Origin of the sequence: Actinomadura alba (assembly GCF_014323705.1) — a bacterium.
GTDB classification, from domain to species: domain Bacteria; phylum Actinomycetota; class Actinomycetes; order Streptosporangiales; family Streptosporangiaceae; genus Actinomadura_C; species Actinomadura_C alba.
Genome location: NZ_JABVEC010000019.1, coordinates 1 through 21602, shown reverse-complemented (window position 1 = coordinate 21602; position 21602 = coordinate 1). Strand labels below are relative to the sequence as shown.

Annotated in this window: 15 protein-coding genes, 1 tRNA gene and 1 pseudogene; 12 read left to right on the top strand and 5 right to left on the bottom strand. The window is 68.3% G+C overall.

The window, feature by feature from the left end; all coding sequences use genetic code 11:
• Window positions 1–274: 274 nt before the first annotated feature.
• Complete coding sequence (locus HKK74_RS40175) at window positions 275–2656, bottom strand: hypothetical protein (RefSeq protein ID WP_312881695.1); 2382 nt, start codon at window positions 2654–2656, stop codon at window positions 275–277.
• Window positions 2657–2719: 63 nt separating this feature from the next.
• On the opposite strand from HKK74_RS40175, the gene HKK74_RS23565 reads away from it, so the two are divergent.
• The 9 genes from HKK74_RS23565 (at window position 2720) to HKK74_RS23525 (ending at window position 14426) form a co-directional block, all read left to right on the top strand.
• Complete coding sequence (locus HKK74_RS23565; protein ID WP_187245506.1) at window positions 2720–4015, top strand: glycosyltransferase 87 family protein; 1296 nt, start codon at window positions 2720–2722, stop codon at window positions 4013–4015.
• Window positions 4012–4470, top strand: coding sequence for a DUF4446 family protein (locus HKK74_RS23560; protein ID WP_187245505.1), 459 nt, complete (start codon window positions 4012–4014; stop codon window positions 4468–4470). The genes HKK74_RS23565 and HKK74_RS23560 overlap by 4 nt, the downstream gene beginning before the upstream one ends.
• A gap of 25 nt (window positions 4471–4495) precedes the next feature.
• Window positions 4496–5413, top strand: coding sequence for a prephenate dehydratase (pheA, locus tag HKK74_RS23555; RefSeq protein ID WP_187245504.1), 918 nt, complete (start codon window positions 4496–4498; stop codon window positions 5411–5413).
• Window positions 5414–5562: 149 nt separating this feature from the next.
• Entirely contained in the window at window positions 5563–7119 is a 1557-nt protein-coding gene (locus tag HKK74_RS23550; RefSeq protein WP_187245503.1) for a hypothetical protein, read from the top strand.
• Window positions 7120–7325: 206 nt separating this feature from the next.
• Entirely contained in the window at window positions 7326–9002 is a 1677-nt protein-coding gene (locus HKK74_RS23545) for a hypothetical protein (protein WP_187245502.1), read from the top strand.
• 202 nt (window positions 9003–9204) lie between these two features.
• A complete protein-coding gene (locus HKK74_RS23540; protein WP_187245501.1) occupies window positions 9205–10242 on the top strand; it encodes a hypothetical protein in 1038 nt (345 codons plus the stop codon).
• A 285-nt stretch (window positions 10243–10527) separates the two neighbouring features.
• A complete protein-coding gene (locus tag HKK74_RS23535; protein WP_187245500.1) occupies window positions 10528–12144 on the top strand; it encodes a hypothetical protein in 1617 nt (538 codons plus the stop codon).
• 97 nt (window positions 12145–12241) lie between these two features.
• Window positions 12242–13498, top strand: coding sequence for a serine--tRNA ligase (gene serS / locus HKK74_RS23530; RefSeq protein WP_187245499.1), 1257 nt, complete (start codon window positions 12242–12244; stop codon window positions 13496–13498).
• Between the two features lie 124 nt (window positions 13499–13622).
• Window positions 13623–14426, top strand: a complete 804-nt coding sequence (locus tag HKK74_RS23525; RefSeq protein WP_246491915.1) for an HAD family hydrolase — start codon at window positions 13623–13625, stop codon at window positions 14424–14426.
• A 63-nt stretch (window positions 14427–14489) separates the two neighbouring features.
• Here the strand turns inward: HKK74_RS23525 and HKK74_RS23520 are convergent, their stop codons facing one another.
• Window positions 14490–15014 (bottom strand): bacterial proteasome activator family protein, encoded by a 525-nt coding sequence (locus HKK74_RS23520; RefSeq protein WP_187245498.1) that lies wholly within the window; start codon window positions 15012–15014, stop codon window positions 14490–14492.
• Window positions 15015–15020: 6 nt separating this feature from the next.
• The gene (locus HKK74_RS23515) at window positions 15021–15980 is read right to left on the bottom strand and encodes an NAD(P)H-quinone oxidoreductase (protein ID WP_187245497.1); all 960 of its coding nucleotides are present in this window, start codon (window positions 15978–15980) and stop codon (window positions 15021–15023) included.
• 130 nt (window positions 15981–16110) lie between these two features.
• On the opposite strand from HKK74_RS23515, the gene HKK74_RS23510 reads away from it, so the two are divergent.
• A complete protein-coding gene (locus tag HKK74_RS23510; RefSeq protein ID WP_312881694.1) occupies window positions 16111–18009 on the top strand; it encodes a MinD/ParA family ATP-binding protein in 1899 nt (632 codons plus the stop codon).
• An 89-nt stretch (window positions 18010–18098) separates the two neighbouring features.
• Window positions 18099–18187: transfer RNA gene (locus HKK74_RS23505), tRNA-Ser, on the top strand.
• A 267-nt stretch (window positions 18188–18454) separates the two neighbouring features.
• On the opposite strand, the pseudogene HKK74_RS23500 reads toward HKK74_RS23505, so the two are convergent.
• Window positions 18455–18637 (bottom strand): annotated as a pseudogene (locus HKK74_RS23500) (replication initiator); the annotation flags it as partial.
• A gap of 37 nt (window positions 18638–18674) precedes the next feature.
• Complete coding sequence (locus tag HKK74_RS23495) at window positions 18675–19067, bottom strand: hypothetical protein (RefSeq protein WP_187245496.1); 393 nt, start codon at window positions 19065–19067, stop codon at window positions 18675–18677.
• Window positions 19068–20476: 1409 nt separating this feature from the next.
• Here HKK74_RS23495 and HKK74_RS23490 point away from each other — a divergent pair.
• Window positions 20477–21602: DUF222 domain-containing protein (locus HKK74_RS23490; RefSeq protein ID WP_187245495.1), on the top strand; the 1126-nt coding region annotated here is incomplete at its 3' end.

Genomic DNA, 21602 nt, shown 5'->3' with positions numbered 1-21602 from the left:
CTGGCCGGGCTGGTCGTCCTGCTGGCTCGGGCGCTGCCCGTCGAGCCGGGGCAGGAGCACCGGCGGGTCGCGGCCGCGCTGGTGCTCGCCTGGCTGTTCGCCGCACCCTACGCGCTGCCCTGGTACGACGGGCTGGGCTGGGCGGTGCTGGCGCTGCTGCCGTGGTCGCGGTTCGACCGGCTGCTGCTGGCCCGCACCGTGGCGCTCAGCCTGGCCTACCTGCCCGCCCGGGCCCCCGACCTGATCGATCTGCCGGCCGGTCTGTCCTGGCTGTTCACCGTGGTGCGGCCGGTGATCGTCCCGTGGACGCTGACCGCCGTGCTGGTCCTTCTGGTGGTGTGGGCTCGCCGTTCCGCCCGTCCAGTTCCAGTGCCCGGATCGAAGCCGCCAGTACGAGCGGGATCGCGAGGCTGAACACCAGGGCGGGCACCACCACCCCGGAGTCGTTCATCAGCATCCCGATGATCGCCACGGTCAGTGCCGAGAGCAGCGCCGGCCGCAGCGTGAGGGAGTGGCTGTACGCCTGGCCGAGCAGCGCCGCCCGCCAGTCGAGCGGCCGGGCCAGCACGAAGTACAGGAAGCTGAGCGCGGCGATCGCGATCACCGTGTACGGCCAGTAGCCGAGGCTGTGCAGCATCGCCCCGGCCTTGCGCATGATCACGTCCCACGCTTCACCGGCCATGAGCTGTTCCCAGAACCGGCCGAGGTGTGACTGGTCGCCGGCCGGTCGCCGCGCGTCGACGTAGGAGATCAACAGGACCACGACCGCTCCGGCCATGCAGAACAGCCCCAGCCTGAACGCCGAGACCCGCTTGCCCGCGACCATCAGCGTGAGCACTGCGACCGCGGGCACGATCGCGAGCACGCCGCCGAAGTCGCTGCCCCACGCCGGCCAGCCATCGATCGCCATCGCGGCGATGCCCACCGCCACGACCACCGCCACCGCGATCTTCTTCCGCTGGGCGCGCAGGGGCCACTCGGCCAGCCAGGCCGCCGACAGGATCGCCGCCGTGGCGAAGAGCGCGAAGGCCGGATTGCCGAAGCCGTAGAAGCGGCCGGCGACGATCGCGTTGTAGCCCATGAAGGCGTTGAGCTCCAGGCGCGAGCCCGTCACCACGTCGAGGCCGAGCACCAGCGCGGTGACCCCGGCGATGATCAGGCCTGGCGTGATGACCGACCGTCGCCATGGCCCGCCCAGCGCCAGCCCGATCACCACGGCCAGGGCGACGGTCGCGCTGACCAGCAGCCCCGCCAGCGGATGGGGGTTGCGCCACCAGGGCACGACATTGGCCAGGAAGGTCGCCACCGGGGCGGCCGCGCCGATCAGCGACACGACGCGGATGGTACGCAGGATGCGCCGTCGTGAGTCCGTTCCGCCCCAGCGGCGGCGCAGCGCCATCGAGGCGAGCAGGTAGACCAGCAACTGCCCGCCGAACAGCACGATGAAGAAGGCCGCCTGCATCCGGCTGACCACCTGCGCGGCGACGTCCTCGTCGTTCAGGTTGTGCACCTTGGCGGCGGCCGAGTCGGCGGAGGCCTCCACGCGCCATGCGGAACCGATCGCCTGGTTCGGCTGGGAGATCCCGAGCGCCCGCAACGCCGTCGCCGTCACGTCGGTGAGTGTCACCAGCCCGGTCCGCCGGGTCGAGTTGGCGGTCAGGTAGCCCGGGCCGCCCGGCGCGTCATCGGGGTGTGATCCCGCGGCCGATCCGAAGCTCGTCCCCTCACCGCCCGGGCCGGCCGCCAGGGCGACGTGTAGGTGCGCCAGCACCGTGTCCGACAGCCCGGCGACCAGCACGGTGGTGTCCGGCGGGAGTGCGGCGAGCACCTGGCCGACCCGCCGGTCGGCGACGGCCGCCGCGGCCCTGCGGTCTTTGCCGCTGAGCGGCACCTGCGCGCCGCGCAGGTCGACACCGGCGTTGATATAGGCGCGGAAGACGTCGTCGATCTCCACCACGGTCAGCGCGCACCGGCCCCACCCGCCCGAGGGGACCCGGTCGATCGAGGGAGCGTAGACGTCCACCGCGCCGTTGCCGTCGGCGGCCCCGTACACGGCACCCGGACCGACCGCCATCGTGCACGGTCGCGCGCCGGCCCTCGCCTGTCCTGCACCGGGCTGTCCTGCACCGGGCTGTCCCGCGCCCGGCTGCCGTACGGCGTCACCGAGCAGGCCCACCCGGGCCTTGTAGGAGGTGCCCGCGTTGTCGCTGCGGATGTCCGGCCAGCCGGCGGCCTGGGCGTTCTCTCCCTGTACGGCCGGGGCCGGCGGCAGGGCACAGTTGCCGTGGGCGAGCCGCGCACGCTGCCCGGCCGAGACGGTGAGCCAGCCGTCGACCGGGCAGGTGATGCTGGTGGTCGCCCGGACGCTGAGCGCGGCGGCGGACCCGGTGCCGGTCAGCCGCCACAGGGCGGGGGTGCCGGTCTCGCTCACGTCGTTCCACAGCAGGCTGGGAATCCCGATGATCACCACGCGCCCGGATCCGGGCTTGGTGGTGCCCGGCGCGGCCTGTGCGGACCTCCCCGAGACCGGAGCGGCCGCGGCCGCTCCGGTGCCGGCCGTACCCGCTCTCGCGGCGGGCGGAGGCGTCAGGAGCACCAGAAAGGCCAGGAGCGCCACCGCACAACATGCGGCGGCCGTCGCCCCCCGTAGTGACACCTGAATACCTCCATCGTCAAGGTCGATCTCAGGTTAGTGGGCGTCTTGGGCCAGGATGGACGTATGCCTGAACGGAAGACCGTGCGCTGGGGACGCCCGGCCGCCGCCGACATCGCGATCGTGATCGCGGGGATCGCGGTGGCCGTGGCGGCGGTCGCGCCGATCCTCCTGCACTGGATGACCAACCCACCGGACCAGCGACTCGTCGACCTCGACGTCTATCGTTCCGGTGGCCAGGCGGTGCTGAGGGGCGCTCCGGTCTACGACGTGCTCACCCAGCCCCCGCAGCTGCTGCCGTTCACTTATCCGCCGTTCGCCGCCCTGCTCGCCGCGCCGTTGGCGGTGATCTCGTGGCCGGTCGTGCAGTGGGTGTGGGTGATCCTGGTGTACGCGGCCCTGGCGATCACGATCTGTTACGCCTTCCGCGATCTCATCCGCCGAGCCGGAAGGTGGGCCCCCGTCGCCACCGGCGCCCTGTTCGGGGCGACCGCTCATCTCATGTCGGTGAGCGATCAGATCCGGTTCGGCCAGGTCGGGCTGTTCCTCGTCGTGCTCTGCGTCGCCGACTGTGTCACGGAGTCGCCGCGCTGGCCGCGTGGCATGCTGATCGGGCTGGCCACCGCGATCAAGCTGGTGCCCGGGGTCTTCCTCATCTATCTGCTGATCAGCGGGCGGCGGCAGGCGTCGATCAATGCCGTCACGACGGCGGTGGTGGCGACCTTGTGCGCCTTCGCCCTCCTGCCCGGAGACTCCGTCGACTTCTGGTTCGGCGCACTGCTCGACAACGACCGGGTCGGGGCCAACAACGGCACCACGAATCAGTCGATCAACGGCATGCTGCTCCGGCTGTACTGGCCTGGGACGCTCACGTCACTGTTGTGGGCCGCATGCCTCGTCACCGTCGGTTATCTCGGTTTCCGGCAGGCTCGCAGGGCCTCACTGCTGGCCACCCGGCTGGACGGGCCGGACGCCCGCAGCGCCGAGATGGCGGGTATCGCGATCGTCGGGCTGCTGTCTGTGCTGCTGTCTCCGGTCGGCTGGATCCACCACCTGGTGTGGATCATCCTGGTGCTCGGCGCGCTCGCCGGCGACGGGCGCCACCCACGGCGGTGTCTGGCGGCCGCCGGCGTCTGGCTCTTCTATGTTCTGCCGCTGCCGTGGTGGGGAACGAAGCTGATCGGTGCCGATCATTCGGCGCCCGTCCGCTTCGCCGGGCGGATGATCCAGAATTCGTACGGTTTGATGGCCGTCTCGCTTGTGCTGGTGCTCGGATATTGGCTGGTGAGAAGGCTGGATTTGGTAAACCGGCACCGCGAGTCCTCGCCTGGGACGGTTGGGGTGGATACTCTCGCCAGGTGATTCTTGTCACTGTCGCGATCGCCGGCTTGGTGGCCGGAGCGACCGGGCTCTCCATCGCCCTGGCCGCGCACAACCGGGTGAACCTGGTCGTCGAGGAGTGCGCCGACGTGCTTCGTCGCCAGCTGCAGGTCGCCGGCGGCGTCGTCGACAACCAGGCCCTGCGAGATCTCGCCATCGTGCACTACGACGCGCTGAAAGAGATGTCCGGCCGGCTGTCCTTCTCGCTCGCGGTGATCAACGCCGCCGGGGACGGCGTGGTGGTCACCTCGATCAACGGGCGTTCGGAGACCCGGACCTACGCCAAGGTCGTCAGGGACGGGCGTGGCATCGAGCCGCTGTCGCCCGAGGAGGATCAAGCCCTGCGGGCCGCCCGCCTCGGCAAGGGCCCGGTGGTACGAATGACCGATCCGCTCCCCGACTTCGGCTCGGGTACCCCGTCCACGACACATGCGTGACGGAGGGCACGTAACCTCTTCTACCATGCGCTATGCCTACCTGGGCCCCGCCGGTACCTTCACCGAAGCGGCGCTGCACACGCTCGCCGACGCGGCCGGTGCCGAGCAGCTTCCGTTCGCCACGGTGCCCGCGGCGCTCGATGCGGTACGGCGCGGCGACGCCGACGCGGCCGTCGTGGCGCTGGAGAACTCGGTAGAGGGTTCGGTGCCGACGACGCTCGACGAACTCGCCACCGGCGAGCCGCTGCAGATCGTCGGCGAGATCCACCTTCCCGTTGAGTTCGCGCTGCTCGTACGGCCGGGCGCGACCTTCTCGTCGATCAAGACGGTGGCCAGCCACCCGCACGCCCAGCCGCAGTGCCGGCGCTGGCTGGCGGAGCATGTGCCGGACGCCGAGTGGCGGGCCGCCACCTCCAACGCCGAGGCCGCCCAGCACGTGGCCGACGGCCTGTACGACGCGGCGCTGGCGGGGGGCTTCGCCGCCGCCCGCTACGGCCTGTCCGTGCTGGCCGACGAGATCCATGACGTCGCGGACGCGGTCACCCGCTTCGTCGTCCTGCGGCGCCCGTGCGTGGCGCCCGAGCCGTCCGGTGCCGACCGTACGACCGTGGTCGCGTTCATCGGTGAGGACCATCCGGGCGCGCTGCTGGAGATCCTGACCGAGTTCTCCATGCGGGGTATCAACCTGACGCTGATCCAGTCCCGGCCGACCGGCGCGGGCCTCGGGTCGTACCTCTTCTGGATGGACTTCGAGGGCCACGTCGCCGACGCCCGGGTCGGCGAGGCCCTGATGGGCCTGCGCAGGGTGTGCGCCGACCTCCGCTTCCTGGGCTCGTACGCGGCCGCCGACCGTGCCCGGCCCGAGATCCGCCGCGGCACCCACGACGACGACTTCACCGAGGCCTCCGCCTGGCTCCGAGCCATCAGAGCCGGCCACGCCTGACCGTTCCGGGTATTTACTCGCGGCACGCGGTAAACCACTGCGGCCGGGTGGGCGTCTCCACGTGTGTGCATCCGAAGTTGATCAACAGTGGGGTACGCCGAGCTCCGGTGCGCCGGACCCTCGCATTCGTTGTAGTCCTCCTACTCGCCATGTGCATTCCACTGCCCGCGAGCGGTGAGACCTTGTTGCGGATCACCTATGCCGTGGTCGACACGTCCCAGCGCCCCTTGGTGATGCTCCAATCCGAGCGCGACATCCAGAAGGTCGTGGCGCGATACCGCATCGCGGGTACTCAAGAAGTGGTCGCCACGCGCGAGGACTTCAAGTCCATCCAGGTGAATGGGCAGTATCACTACTGGTCAAGTGACAGCGCCCTGTCGTTGGACCTCGGCCAGTATGAGACGGACATAGAAGCCTGGAATGTGGACGGCGAGCACGTCACCAGGATCAACGCCGGAAAGTATGACACTCGCATCCGTACGTGGTTCGCCGACTTCTCGGTGAACCCGAAGTCGATCGATTACGACATGCAGGACGTCACGTTGAAGGGACGGCTTCTGTCCGGCACTCCGGGTAAGGATGAGCGGCCGATGGCGGGTGTCCAGGTTCATGGCTTGCGGATTCCGGCCGAGACCACCACGGCCGCCGACGGTAGCTTCACGATGACGGGTCGCGTCAACGGTCTCGACGTTGCGGCGGCGTATGACGGAGACCCGACCCATCGCTCGGTCGAGTCACCGGACGTCGACATCGAGCATGTCACGCAACCGACCCGTCTGTCGCTCTCCGTTCCGGCATCCGTTGCCAAGGGCGTGAAGACCACCGTGACCGGCCTGCTGGAAAGGCAGCGTAACGGCGTGTGGGTGCGGCTTCCGGGCGAGACCGTGTCGATCGCCTTCCACTATCCGGACAACACATGGAACTGGCTCCCGTCCGTCAAGACGGACGCGCAGGGACGCTTCACTGCCGCGGTGATGATTCCAGCATCCGGAATGTTGAGTGCCGAGTCCGGGGGATCGTGGGCACTGCAGCAGTCGAGGGTCTACTCGGACATGATCACGGTGAAGACCGGGACGGCGATCTCCTCGTTCGACGCTGGGCCAGAGCCGGTTGGCAAAGGGGCGAATGTCACCGTGAAGGGCCGGATCGTCCGGCCTGTCGCCGCGGCCGGTTCGCAGTACGTCAAGGGCGGGTACTTCGACGTGGACTTCTCCGCCGACGGCAAATCCTGGAGCAGGGTCAAATCCGGGCGGACGAACCAGGACGGCTACTTCTCCACGCCCGTTACAGCGGAACGTGATGGGCACTGGCGGGTTCGTTACTTCGGGTCCTCCACTGACCAGGTGGGGGACGACCTGCCGTCCGTCAGCGGAACCGACTACGTCGATGTGAAGTACCGGACGGCGATCTCGTCGTTCAATGCGGCGCCTGAGCCGGTGCGCAAGGGTGCGACGATCACGGTGGGCGGGACGTTGAAGCGTTATGTCTCGTCGTGGGGTTCGTGGAGCGGTCAGTGGGTGTACTTGTACTTCCAGCCGCGCGGTTCGAGTGCCTGGACGTACATGGCGGTGGCCAAGACCGATCGGTACGGGAAGTTCCGCAAGGGCTTCAAGGCGAGCCGGGACGGCAGTTGGATGGCCAAGTACAAGGGCGGCACGAGCTACCTGCCCGGCTCCAGCGCCGGCGACTACGTCGACGTTCGCTGACGTGGTGCCCGGCGAGCGGGTCCGCTGATGTGGGTCTTCGCTCGCCGGACTTGATCAACGGCGGTCGGGCAGCAACCGAATTGGGCCATGAGGTCATGGACGGCACGATGTTGTAGCGGTTTGTGCCGACGGGTAAACCTTGATGATCTTTCAGGCGTCTGCCCTGCGTGCCGACAAAGTTCATAGATGCGGTCCCCTGGCGACGATTGATCGCCCTCGTCCTGGGGATCGCGCTCGCCGCCCTGCTGGTGAGCATTCCCCGCCCCGCCTTGGCCGGGTCGCTGACGGTGCGGTCCGCGGCCGCCACCACATCGGGCTGGAGCACCCAGATCGAGGTGCGCGCGGCCTCGGACAGCGACATCACCAAGATCACCGCAAGGCTGCGGTTGGGTGACACCGCGGACCCGTTCACGACAGCCGAGGATTTCGAACTGGTCAGCGGAACCGTCACGGACGGTGTCTGGCGCACCGCCCAGCCCGTGACGCTGGAGATGGGTGTCATCCACGTCGATGTCGATGCCACGGACGCCTCCGGTGCGACGGTCACCAGGAAAGCGGCCGGCATCATCGACAGGCTTGGTGAGACGCGGTTCAGCGAGTTCACCTTCTCCCCGTCCACCGTGGACATCGACCACGACACCGTGACGTACGCGGGGCGGTTGGTCTTCGAGGACAGGGACGGGAACGAACACGGGATACCGGACGCACGGCTCTGCCTGGCCCTCAATAGCGCCTGCGCCGACTACACGACGACCGACCCGGACGGAAGGTTCTCTAGCCCCGTCCGCCTGTACGTCAGGCCCGACCATCGCACGAACATGGTCGACAGCGACGCCTCTGCGGCCTATCACGGAGCCCGGCTGTACCGGCCGGCTGAGTCCCCGCGGAGCCGTCTCAAGGTTCTCCGCCAGGAGACCCGGGTGTCCATGAGCTTGTCCTCGCGGCCGGAGATCATCGGCGACACCGTGCAGGTCACAGGTCGGCTCGAACGCAAGACCGCCGAGGGCCAGTGGACCGGCGTTTCGAATCAGGACGTCGACATCTACACCTACGACTCCCAAACGGGGTACCACGGCCCCGTCGAGACGGCGCGGACGGGATCGGACGGGAGCTACTCGCAGCCGGTCCTCGTGCCGCAGGCCACCCAGTGGATGGTGTATTTCCGGCCGGAGTACCTGACGTGGGACAGCAGGTGGGTCTTCGGCCCTTATCTGCCTAGCAGCCAGGGCCTCGGGGAGGTGATCTACTCCCACCACCGTACGTCCATCAGGGGGTTCAAGATATCTCCGAACCCGGTCGGCAAAGGCGCGCAGATCACCGGGAGCGGTCTCCTGACCATCCAAGACACCACTGGAGCCGAGGTTCCGCTGGCGAACGGCAGAGTCGAACTGCACTTCTCCAGGGACCGCAAGAACTGGTCGGTGGCGGCAGAGGGCCGGTCCGGCGCCAAGGGGCAGGTGTCGCTGCGGGCGACCGCCGGGTCCTCCGGCTACTGGCGGCTGAACTATCTGCCCGACTACGGGGACCGTGACCTCGGTTTCGTCAGCGCCTCTGTGTACGCGACGGTGAAGTACCGGACGACGATCTCGTCGTTCAACGCGGCGCCGGAGCCGGTGCGCAAGGGCGCGACGATCACGGTGGGCGGCACGTTGAAGCGGTACGTGTCGTCGTGGGGTTCGTGGAGCGGTCAGTGGGTGTACTTGTACTTCCAGCCGCGTGGGTCGAGTACCTGGACGTACATGGCGGTGGCCAAGACCGATCGGTACGGGAAGTTCCGCAAGGGCTTCAAGGCGAGCCGGGACGGGACCTGGATGGCCAAGTACAAGGGCGGCACGAGCTACCTGCCCGGCTCCAGCGCCGGCGACTACGTCGACGTCCGCTGAGCCGTCGCTGGCCGCTGGAGTTCCTCGAGGAGGTCTCGATGGGGGTCATGCCATTCGCGCCGGCCGTACCCGACGGCCCGTGCGGCACGGCCCTCACAAGTCGAAATGGGTCTGGTAATTAGGCCCTTAGGCCTATGTCACCGAAAACCAACAGAATTAGGGTCATCGAGTGAATTCCTTTTTCCGTCGGCAGGACGCTCGCGTGCGTCGGACCCTTGTGACGGTGCTCAGCCTGGCGGTCGTGGTCGTCGGCCTGGGTGCGCCGGCCTCGGCCGCGCCCGCGCCGATCCCCACCCGATTCGCGGAGTTCTCGATCACACCGTTGATCTCCGACATCGACCATCCGCGGGCGTTCGCCGGACGTCTCGTCCAGCGGGGCGCGGACGGCACCGACCAGGCGCTCGCGGGCGCTGTCGTGGCGCTCCGAGAGAACGTCAATACGCTTCCCAAGCCGATCCTCGCCCAGGCGACGACCGACGCGGACGGCCGGTTCACCGGGACTTTCGCCTACGGCTACTCGCGTCCGTTGTTCGCCGACTACAGCCCGCCCAAAGATTCGGGCTACTACTACTCGCTCACAGACAATGTCCGGGTCTACTCAACGCCGGTCGAGTCCCGCATCTCGCTCGCCTTCACGCCACGGCCCGCCGTGGTGGGAGACAAGGTCACCCTGTCGGGACTGGTGGAGCGCAAGCTGCCGGACGGCTCTTGGGCGACGCTGTCGAACCAGCCCGTGCGGGCCTTCTGGGTGCCCCGAGACACCCAGTCCGCGCAATTGATCACCAGCACCCGCTCCGGTGCCGACGGCCGTTACCAGGTGACGGTCGCGACCCCCGGCCCGTCGGGTGCGTTCAGGGTCGACGACTTTGAAGACGCCCAAGGGCCCTACACGCAGGCCACCGCCACGACCGAGTGGCTGACGGTGCGGCAGACGGCGCGCCTGCTGTCGTTCGACGCCGGGCCGGAGCCCGTGAAGAAGGGGCGGACGCTGACCGTCCGCGGCACCCTTCAGCGCTACGACGGCGCCTGGCGCCCGTTGAGCGGTGGGCTCATCCGCATCTACTTCCGGGCGAAAGGCACGACGACCTACAAGCTCATGCGGAACACCGGGAGCGCGTCGGACGGAAAGTGGAACCTGCCCTTCAAGGCCGACCGGGACGGCTACTGGTACGTCGCGTACCCGGGCGACTCGAAGTTCTTGTCGGTCAAGAGCGGCAGTGACTACGTCGACGTCCGCTGAGTTGGCCCACTTGAACGACGGCGTCTCGGGCCGCCCCGACGTGGGGCGGTCCGAGACGCTTTTTTCATTCCGCCTCGATGACCTTCCGTTCGTTCATCGAACTGACGTCTTCCGTTCCGCATACCAGGTAAACCGCCCAGGTGACATGGACGTCCCAGGTGCGTGCTTCCTAAGTTGATCTTTGGGGTCCCCGCAGGCGCGTCCCCGCCCTCGCCGATGCGGTTCCGGCGCAACATCCCTATCGTCCTGGTGACCGTCATCGTGTCGATCTTGGGTCTTGGCTCAGTGCGACCCGCGGTTGCGGCCGCCACCGAGATTCGCTCGGCCACTGCCACGAGCATCTTCGGCGAGCTGCAGCTCAGAGTGATCATCGCATCGGAACAGCGGATCGAAAGAGTCGAGGCCCGTATCCGCAAGGTCGGCGAGGATGAGGTGATCGCCACCTTCGGCGACTTCGTGATCACCGGGCCGCGCCCGGCTTCGAACATCTACAACGCGACGATCCAGCCGATCGACCTTCCCGAGGTCGGCGATTACACGATCGATGTCAGCGCCTGGGACGCCGATGGGGTTCGTACTGACAAGTCGGACGTGGGGGTGATCCGCAAACGGCTGGCCACCCGGTTCATCGGCCTCACCGTGACGCCCACGGTGGTCGACGTCGAGAACGACGAGGTGACCGTGACCGGGCGCCTCCTGTACACGGCGGCCGACGGGATCGAACGCGGGCTCTCCGGCGAGCCGGTGTTCGCCGGTACGCCGCAGCGGGAATTCGTCACGGACGCCGACGGCAGGTTCGCCGGGAAGGCGGATCTGGGCGGCGCCTGGGGGCTCACGGTGCGCTATCCAGGCGACTCGGTGTACGGCGAGGCGTCTCCTAGCAGCGTCAACGTCAAATATCAGACCCTGAACACCAGGCTCACGGTCGACGCCACGCCGAATCCCGCGATCATGGGAGGGAAGGCGCTGGTCAAAGGAATGCTCGAACGGGAGAGCGCGACGGGACAGTGGGCGGGCCTACCGGACAAGCCTGTTCGGATCTGGTTCGAGAGCGATGCCACCGATACCCGCGACGACCTCGGCGAGGTCCGCACCGGTCCGGACGGTGTCTTCCAGCTCTCCGCGCCGGTGACGGGAAGCGGCAATTGGTTCGCGCAGTTCAACACGCTCCCGGTGCCGACGCACCCCGGATATACCGAGACGAACATACGCACGGGCAGGTTCGTCGCGAACTACCGCACCGCCATCACCGGATTCGACGCCGGACCCGAGCCGGTGGCGAAGGGCACGAGCCTCACCCTGAAGGGCCGGGTCGTCCGGCTCGCCCCTGCGGCCGGTCCGACGGCGTACGTGAGCGGAGGCCATGTCACGTTCGAGTTCTCCGCCGACGGCAAGAAGTGGGTCCCGGACATCGGCGGAACCACGAACCAGGATGGGTTCTTTTCCACGTCCATCAGGGCCGGACGTGATGGGTACTGGCGCATGGTCTACAACGGCCTCACCAGAGACCTGCCCTGGCCCACGGGTGACCTGCTCTCGAGCAGCGGGAGTGACCATGTGGACGTGCGGCAGAAGACGACGATCTCGTTGTTCAACGCGGCACCGGAGCCGGTGCGCAAGGGCGCGACGCTCACGGTGAGCGGCACTCTCAAGCATTTCGTCTGGTCGTCACGAGGGCCGTGGGGTTCCTGGGAGGCCTTGAGCGGCCAGACGGTCTTTCTGTACCTCCAGCCGCGTGGGGCGAGGACCTGGACGTACATGGCCACGGCCCGCACCGACCGGTACGGCAGGGTTCGGAGGGGCTTCAAGGCGAGCCGTGACGGCACCTGGATGGCCAGGTACAAGGGCAACACCACATACATGCCCGGCTCCAGCGCCGCGGACTACGTCGACGTCCGCTGAGGCGGTGCCCGGCGAGCGCGGTCCGCTGCTGTGGATCTTCGCTTGCCGGGCCTAATCAACGCGCGGCCACGGGGTGCGGACCGGTAGCCTCGTTGCCGTGATTGACCTGCGAGCTCTTCGAGAGGACCCCGAGCGGCTGCGCGCCTCGCAGCGCGCCCGCGGCGAGGACGAGGCCGTCGTCGACCGGCTGCTGGAACTGGACGAACGCCGCCGCGCGGCGCTGACCCGGTTCGAGCAGCTGCGATCCGAACAGAAGAGCATCGGTAAGTCGGTCTCCAAGGCCAAGGGCGACGAGCGAGAGCAATTGCTGGCCCGGGCCAGGGACCTCGCCCAGCAGGTCAAGGAGTCCGAGTCTGAGGCCGGCCGGCTCCAGGAGGAGCTCACCGCCACGCTCCGCACCGTCCCCAACATCATCGAAGAGGGCACACCTCCCGGTGGTGAGCAGGACTTCGTGGTGCTCGAGCACGTCGGTGAGCCGAGGACCTTCGACTTCGAGCCGCGCGATCACCTCGAACTCGGTGAGATGCTCGGCGCGATCGACACCGAGCGCGGCGCGAAGGTCTCGGGTGCGAGGTTCTACTACCTCACCGGCATCGGCGCGCAGCTCCAGCTCGCCCTCCTGAACCTGGCGATGGAGCAGGCGATCGACAGCGGCTTCACCGCGATGTACCCGCCGGTGCTGGTCAAGCCCGAGGCCATGGAGGGCACCGGGTTCCTGGGCGCGCACTCGGCCGAGGTCTACCAGCTGCCGCAGGACGAGCTCTACCTCGTCGGCACGTCCGAGGTCCCGCTCGCCGCCTACCACATGAACGAGATCATCGACCGGCTGCCGAGGCGCTATGTCGGCTGGTCCTCGTGCTTCCGCCGCGAGGCCGGCTCGTACGGCAAGGACACCCGCGGCATCATCCGGGTGCACCAGTTCGACAAGGTCGAGATGTTCTCCTACTGCGACCCGGCCGACGCGCACGAGGAGCACCTGCGGCTGCTGGCGTGGGAGAAGGAGATGCTCGCCAAGGTCGAGCTGCCCTACCGCGTGATCGATGTGGCCGCGGGCGATCTCGGCTCCAGCGCCGCCAGGAAGTACGACTGTGAGGCCTGGGTTCCGACGCAGAACGCCTACCGTGAGCTGACCTCGACGTCGAACTGCACCGACTTCCAGGCCCGCCGGCTCGCCGTGCGCTTCCGCGACGAGGGCGGCCGGTCGCAGCCGGTCGCCACGCTGAACGGCACCCTGGCCACCACCCGCTGGATCGTCGCCATCCTGGAGAACCACCAGCAGGCCGACGGCTCGGTACGGGTCCCGAAGGCCCTGCAGCGGTATCTCGGCCGCGAGGTCATCGAGCCCGTCCGCTGATCACCCCGCCCGCCCGGCGGGTTCTCCTTCCGAGCGCATTTGCCGTACGCACCTACGCATACGCGCAGCAACCGGGGGAGGGTGGTCCGAGGGGGTGGCGGTTCGAGGCAGACTATGGAGCAATATGTCTGATCTCATGCCGCGCCTCATCGCCACCGATCTCGACGGGACGATAGTTCGTACGGACGGTTCGGTGTCCGCTCGCACGGTCGCCGCCCTCGCCCGTGTCGAGCGCGCCGGGCGGATGCTCGTGCTGGTCACCGGGCGGCCGCCGCGCTGGATGCGCGATATCGCCACCGTCGTCGGCCATCGGGGCATCGCCATCTGCGCCAATGGCGCCGTCGTCCACGACCTCCACACCGAGAGCACTGTCCGGGCCCGGGTGATCGAACCGGAGGTCCTCGCCACCGTCGTGGAACGGCTGCGTGCGGCGGTTCCGGAGTTCAGGTTCGCCGTCGAGCACGAGTCCGAGTTCGTGTGCGAGTCGGATTATGACCTGGGCCGGTGGGACGCCGAGGCGATCGGCGGGCGTCGGGTCGACGACGAGGGCCTGCTCGACGGCCCGGGCACCAAGCTGCTGGCGTACCACCGCAGCGGGGACCCCGACCGGCTGGCGGAACGGGCCGAGAAGGCGGTGGGTCATCTCGTTACGGTGACCCATTCGTCCGGGCGAGGGCTGCTGGAGATGAGCGCGCAGGGCGTCACCAAGGCGAGCGCGCTGGCGGAGTTCTGCGCCGAGCACGGGATCGCCGCGTCCGAGGTGGTGGCCTTCGGCGACATGCCGAACGACCTGCCGATGCTGACCTGGGCCGGCACCTCGTACGCGGTCGCCAACGCCCACCCCCACGTTCTGCGAGCGGTGACCGGGCGGACCGGCGCCAATGACGACGACGGCGTGGCCGAGGTCATCGAGCGACTGTTCCCCTGATCGAGGACCAGCGCCCAACACCCCGGCCACGCCGCCGTATCAACACATGCGCCGGCCGGTCGCCTACAGGTAGGGGCCGGAGCTGCGGTGGTGCTCCTGTTCTGGCTCGGCACCAGGGGGGAGCATTCCGGCGGGCAGCGCGCGGCGCATCTGCTCGAGCTGCGCCCGGGCGGCCATCTGCTGGGCGAACAGCGTGGTCTGGATGCCGTGGAAGAGTCCCTCGAGCCAGCCGACCAGCTGGGCCTGGGCGATCCGCAGCTCCGACTCGCTCGGTACGACGTCCTCGGTGAACGGCAGCGACAGCCGCTCGAGCTCGCTGATCAGCTCTGGAGCCAGCCCGTCCTCGAGCTCCTTGATCGACGATGCGTGGATGTCCTTCAGCCGTACCCGGCTGGCCTCGTCCAGGGGGGCTGCCCGGACCTCGTCGAGCAACTGCCGGATCATGCTTCCGATGCGCATGACCTTGGCGGGCTGCTCCACCATGTCGGTGATCTGACGCTCGTCGTCGCCCTCGACGCCCATGCCGTTCGGGCCGACCACGACGACCTGCGGGTCCTTCTCGGAGTCGTTGTTCAACGGGTGGTTCATAGTCCCTCAGTCTTCCAGCAGGATTTTGCCCACGTGACCACTGCTCTCCAGGATCTGGTGAGCCTGGCCGGCCTCCGACATCGGCAACCGGCGGTCGATGATCGCCCGTACGTCACCTGACTCGATCAGCGGCCAGACATGTTCCCGGACGGCCGCCACGATAGCGGCCTTCTCCTCGAGCGGCCGAGCCCGCAGGCTGGTCGCGTGCACGGACGCCCGCTTACGCAGCAGCGCGCCGAGGTCGAGCTCACCGCGGGTGCCGCCCTGCAGCCCGATCACGATCAGCCGGCCGCCCGCCCCCAGGGTCTTGACGTTGCGCGGCAGGTACTTCGCCCCCATGTTGTCGAGGATGACGTCGACGGGCTTCGCCACCTCGACGAAGTCCTCCTCGCGATAGTTGATCGCGACGTCGGCGCCCAGTTCGCGGCACCTCGCCGCCTTCTCCGCACTCCCCACGGTGCACAGGACACGTGCTCCGTGGGCGTGGGCGAGCTGGATCGCCATCGTTCCGATCCCGCTGCCCCCGCCGTGCACGAGGAACGTCTCGCCCTTGCGCAGTCGACCGAGCATGAAGACGTTGGACCACACGGTGCAGGCGACCTCGGGCAGCGCCGCCGCGTCGGCCACGCTCATGCCACGCGGTACGGGCAGCAGCTGACCGGCCGGAACCGCCACCCGCTGGGCGTATCCGCCACCGCTCAGCAGGGCACAGACCTCGTCGCCGACCTTCCAGCCGGTGACGGCGTCGCCCACGGCGGCGATGCGCCCGGAGGCCTCCAGCCCGGGGTAGGGGGAGGCGCCGGGAGGCGGCGGGTAGTGCCCCTGGCGTTGCATGACATCGGCGCGGTTGACGGCGCTGGCCACGACGTCGAGCAGCACCTCATCGGGACCGGGGACGGGATCGTCGACTTCGACCCACCGCAGGACGTCGGGGCCGCCGGGCTCGTTGATAACGATTGCGCGCATGCCGATCACGTTAGTAGGTCACCTGGGACGCTGGGAGACAGCAGAAGGTATGGGGTCGGTCGCGCAGTGCCTTAGGCTTCAGTTGCCTTTTCTTGACTAGTGCGCGACGCCTGGCATCGAGGGGGAACCGGTGGCGAAGAACGAGCATGATGGCCGTTCCCTGGAGGAACGGCTCGCTTCACTGGACGCGATGACCAACGAGTCGGCGAACAAAGAATCGGCGAACCAGGAATCGTCATCCGGCGAGCCGGCGCCCGAGCCGCCGTCCGGTACCGGCGAGGGCGCCCACGCTCCGGCTCCCCGCGCCGAGGAGCCCCCGTCTTTCGATGAGCCGCAGAACGGGAATGACATCACTTTCCCGGTCAATCCGTGGCTGAGCGATCCGCCGCCCCCGTACTCCGGGCAGCCCGAGCCGTACGGTTCCTCGTCACCGCAGGGGGACCCGGGACAGGTGCCGGGTGGGCCTCCGCCCCAGCAGCACACCCCGATGCCGCCGCCGGGTTACCCGACGCCCGCACCGGCCTACGGGGGCCCGCACCCGTCGCCGTACCCGTCGGGGAGCTTCTACCCGGGTGCACCGCCGGCCGGCAGCCAGCCTCCGCCGCCGCTCGAGCCGCTGCCCGAGTACGCGCCGGAGCAGAGTACGCAGTACCTGCCCGAACAGCACCAGCAGCCCTATCCCTGGGGAGGGCAGTCGTACGCGCAGCCCCAGCAGGGCGACCCGTCGGCCTCACTCGCCGCGTACCCGCCGCAGCAGGCCGAGGGGCCGGGGGCCGCTCTGCCGTACGCGCCGCATCAGCAGGGTGAGCAGCCAGGTAACCCGTACGCGCCGCATCAGCAGGGCGAGCAGCCGGCCATTCCCTACGCGCAGCATCAGCAAGGCGAGCAGCCGGGTAACCCGTACGCGCCGCATCAGCAGGGCGAGCAGCCGGGATCGGCCGGGCCGTACGGGCCGGTCCAGCACGGCGAGGGCCAGGCGGCGGGTCCGTACCTGCCGCAGCAGGGTCAGGCGGCACCCTCCCCATACGCGCCCATGCAGCAGCCGCCGGGGTCCCCGGCCATCCCCGGGGTGCCCCAGCAGCCCGCCGCGGCCGGACCGCAGACCGCCGACAGCCTGAGCGCCGACACGCTGCTCCGCAATCGCCGCAGCGCACCGGCGGGCGGCTGGCGGCGGGCGGTCTACAAGGCCACGGCCGGCGCGATCCACCCGGGCGAGGCACCCGGTGAACTGCGGCGGCGTGAGCTGCTGGCCCGCGCCCGTACGCCCGTGGCGGGCGGCCACCACCGGGTCGCGGTGATGAGCCTCAAGGGCGGCGTCGGCAAGACGACGACCACGGTGGGGCTCGGAGCGAGCCTGGCCTCGCTGCGCGGTGACCGGGTCATCGCGGTGGACGCCAACCCCGACCGCGGCACGCTCTCGGACAAGGTACGGCTCGAGACGGCGGCGACCGTACGCGACCTGCTCAACGAGCGGGAGCAGATCCAGCGTTACGCCGACGTGCGGGCCTTCACCTCCCAGGCCTCGTCGAGGCTCGAGGTGCTCGCCTCGGACCGGGACCCCGCGGTGTCCGAGGCCTTCAGCGAGGAGGACTACCGCTCGGTCACGCGGGTGCTCGAGCACTACTACTCGATCTGCCTCACCGACTGCGGTACGGGCCTGCTGCACTCGGCCATGGCCGGCGTGCTCGACCTCGCCGACCAGTTGGTCCTGGTCAGTTCTCCCTCGGTCGACGGTGCCCGGTCGGCGAGCGCGACGCTCGACTGGCTGGAGGCGCACGAACACGGCGACCTGGTCAGAGGGGGCGTGGTCGTGCTCTCCATGGTGCGCTCGCGCAGCAAGAGCACGGTCGACCTGGACCGGCTGCAGCAGCATTTCGAGAGCCGTTGCCGGGCGGTCGTGCGCATCCCGTACGACCCGCATCTGGAGGAGGGCGCCGAGGTCGAGCTGGACCAGCTCGCCCCCGCGACACAGGACGCCTACCTCGTGCTGGCCGCCACGATCGGCGACGGCTTCGCCCGCATGCGCTGAGCCTCGCCCGCCACCGGGGCCACTGGCCGGGGTAGGCGATATCGCGTCGCCCCCCAGATCGATTGGGCGGTAGGGTTGGGGCACCATCGGGAGGGTTCGCCTAGTGGACGATGGCGGCGGTCTTGAAAACCGCTAGGCCGGGTGACCGGTCTCGTGGGTTCGAATCCCACACCCTCCGCTCACCTCGATCTCCGCAGGTCATGCTTGGGGAAGCCGACCAGGCCTCATGATCGGCATGCGCAACTGGCTGCCCCGAGAAGCCGCCGAGCGCCGCCAGTGATCGCGGGATACGCGGGATGAAACCGAGCGCGTTTCCCCAGCTCAGCCCGGAAAGCCGGAAGGGGGCCCGGGATGAGCGGGACCCCTTCACAGTTGGCGACATCAGTCCGCCAGAGGATTGTCTATCCGTAGGTTCGAGGTCTGTTCGCCGCCATCGATGCACTCACTTGCGGGACACCAGGACCCGCCGCCCGCCGTAGCCGAGATGCTCCCGCCGGTGTGCTTTGCCCTTGCAGTAGCCAGGGGTCAGCCCTGGCCGGGCGTTCTTCGGTTGGATGCCGTACCGCAGCCAGTTCGCGCACGTCGGTGAGCACGGCTCGTAGCGGAGGGTCTCGGCCATCCGCTCGACTCTGACCGTGGGTCACCGGGTCCGCGCCGCCGCGTGATCAGTCACCAGTGACGCCAATAAACGCGATCTCATCGGGGGCATCGTCGCGGTACAGGACCACGTATTTGCCGTAGCCGTTGCGGAGGACGTCCCACATCGCATTGGATGCACGGTCGTAGTCCGCCCGGGTAGGCCGCTCAGACCCGAACACCTCGCGCATGATCTCTGGACTCAGCGGGGCGGCATCCAGAATCTCCTGCTCCTGACCGACCTGCGAGGCACCGAACATGTCCAGGACCGAGTGAGTCAAGTCCTCCTGGACGACCTCGTCTTCCCAGAGCTCATCCTCAGAGTCAGGCCGAGGACGCTCGGGAAGGCCCCAACGACCGTCATACGGCCAGTAGTAGTCACCTTCACGGAACGTCTTCTCACGCGCCACCCTCAGCGCCACTGAAGGATCCTCGTGATACGGCACCACGCAGTCCCAACAAGACCCACCCAAAGCAAACGCCTCCCAGACACGATCACCGCTCGCCCGAGCGAACCTAACCGAGAGGTAAGACAAACAAGGCCGCTCGGCCATCGGCACCCGAATAGCCTCCGGCAGGGGGCCTCCGACTCCGGGATGGCCGAGGAGCCCGCGCGCCACAAGGTAGTCAGTGGTTGAGGCGGAAGCCTGGTCATCCCGCCCGCCGTGTGCACGCCAGTCCTCATGGCGGAGCCGACGTGCTGTCTGTTCTAATTCTGATGTGATCGACGAGCTGCTTTTCCTCGCAGTTGCTGCGCTTGTGGCTGGCCCCACGGGGTGGCTTGTTCGCAGGGGTCAACGGCGGCGTGCGCGCATGTCCGCTGAAGGAATGTCGGTCAAGGTTCCCTGTCTTCTCAGGAGGCCGTCTCAAGAGTCCGGATGGACACGTGGCCAGCTTGTGGTTGGTTCGGAATCGTTGACCTGGGAGCCCCGCTCAGGACGGGGAGTGCCGCTATCACTTCCTGCTGATCTGCGAAGGGTTGGGGTGCGCTCCCCATCATTTAAATCATGGGGGGAGGCATGGTCTATCAACCCCACATCCAAGATCGTCGAGTGTGATTCGTCGGAAGGAGCTGTCCAGATCGCGGTTCTCCCGAACGAGTTTGATCTGGTGATCAAGGCGCTAGACCGCACCTGATGATCCCGGCGACGAACCTCGTCACAGCCTCAAACCGTTTGGACCGGCTTCGGGAAGCGACCCACGCGAAGCTGCGTGCAGGCGGCCACCCGGCCTGGAGACGCTTGCGGGATATACACGGGATGAGCCCTTGCCTGGCCTGGCAGATCTGGACATGTACTGAGGTCACCGAGCCCGGACGCGAGTGACCCCCAGCGCTCTTGAAACCGCTAGGCCGGGTGACCGGTCTCGTGGGTTCGAATTCCACACCCTCCGCTCACCTCCATCCCCGTACGCAAACCGTGGGAGCCGACTAGGCCTCCCGACCGGCATGCGCGGCCGACTTCAGCCATGAGAAGCCGCCGTGCGCCACCTGCGAGATCACGACCCAGGTAGGAGCGTACGGCCGGGTCAGGCATAACGATGGTTTGCCACGGCTACCGTCCGGCCATTGGTCGTTCAGGGTCCTGCCCCAAGCGTGGCGGCTCATGTGACAGCAGCGATCCGCCCTGGGGATCACCCGACTGGCTATAGGCGAATATACATATGCCCGATTCACGCCTTTTCTGCATTCAAGAACGCGACTCCATGACGCGATGAGAGCGGCATTTTTTTCGTCTATCACGGTTACGTTTCAGTCATTGGTTCGATAATATGTTCGAAGGTGTGGTCGTCCGTTCCTGTGGAGGAACACGCCGGAGGGAGGTGTCGCCGGATGTCTGAGGGCCGAGTCGAGGAGTTGCCGGGCATATCGGCGATGCTTCCTGGCCCGCGACTGGCCGCTGAGCTCGCTGATCTGCCGCTGGGCCGGCTGGATGAGCACGCGTTGATCGAGGCGATGCGGGCGGCCCGGCGGTTGACTTCGTGGGCTGAGTCGCTGGAGCTCTCGGCCATCGCTGAGCTGGACCGGCGCCGTCAAGCCCAAGCCGACCGGTACGGGGCATGGACGGTCGAGATGAGCCGGGCGCTGTGCGATGAGGTCTCCGCGGCGTTGACGCTGTCGGGCACCGCCGCCGCGATTCAGCTGGGACTGGCGACCATGCTCGAAGGGCCGCTGCTGGAAACCGGCCGGGCCCTCGTAGAGGGTCGCATCACCGCCACCAAGGCGCGGGTGATCTGTGACGGCATCCTCGGGGTCAGCCACGATATCGCCCGCGAAGTCGAGGCCCTCGTGCTACCCGATGCGCCGCGGCTGACCGCCCGGCAACTGGCGGTACGGGTCCGTAAAGCGATCATTGACGCCGACCCGGATGCCTACGAGCGGCGCCGTAAGGCAGCCGAGAAGGGCCGCCGGGTGGAGTTGTACGACAACCTCGACGGCACTGCGGATCTGACCGCCCGCGATCTGCCCGCCGAGGACGCCGACGCCGCCTACAACTACGTCAACGCGCTGGCGAGCGCGATCAAGGCCGATGGGGACGACCGGCCCATGGACGCCATCCGCGCTGATGTGTTGTTGGAACTGCTGCGCGGCAAACGACCCCAGGACCTGTTCCCCACAGCGGCCGAGCCCGTACAGGGCCTGCCTCCATCTGATCGCACACCCGAGGAGCCTGGGCCCAGAGGCACCGGCACCCCGGCGGCCACCTCCTGGGAGGCCGACAGCGAAGTTGCCGTGGAAAAAGCCGGCCTCGCGGTTGAGGCCGACGCATCCCGGCGGCGAGCCACCGGCCACGTCGGCAACACACGACGAACAGATTCCCGAACACCAGGCCAGACCAACGGCGAAACCGAGCGCGCAGAGGCCGCCGCGATCACCCGGGCCATCCGCGACGAGCTGAGCGACCTGCTCGGCCGGATCCGTGACCAGCGTGGGCCTCGCGAAAGCCGACTGCTGGCCG

Bases quoted from the DNA above. Each gene is read 5' to 3' on its own strand.
- HKK74_RS23565 (WP_187245506.1), top strand. From the start codon at position 2,720: ATGCCTGAACGGAAGACCGTGCGCTGGGGACGCCCGGCCGCCGCCGAC.
- pheA (WP_187245504.1), top strand. From the start codon at position 4,496: ATGCGCTATGCCTACCTGGGCCCCGCCGGTACCTTCACCGAAGCGGCG.
- HKK74_RS23550 (WP_187245503.1), top strand. From the start codon at position 5,563: ATGTGCATTCCACTGCCCGCGAGCGGTGAGACCTTGTTGCGGATCACC.
- HKK74_RS23525 (WP_246491915.1), top strand. From the start codon at position 13,623: ATGTCTGATCTCATGCCGCGCCTCATCGCCACCGATCTCGACGGGACG.
- HKK74_RS23520 (WP_187245498.1), bottom strand. From the start codon at position 15,014: ATGAACCACCCGTTGAACAACGACTCCGAGAAGGACCCGCAGGTCGTC.
- HKK74_RS23515 (WP_187245497.1), bottom strand. From the start codon at position 15,980: ATGCGCGCAATCGTTATCAACGAGCCCGGCGGCCCCGACGTCCTGCGG.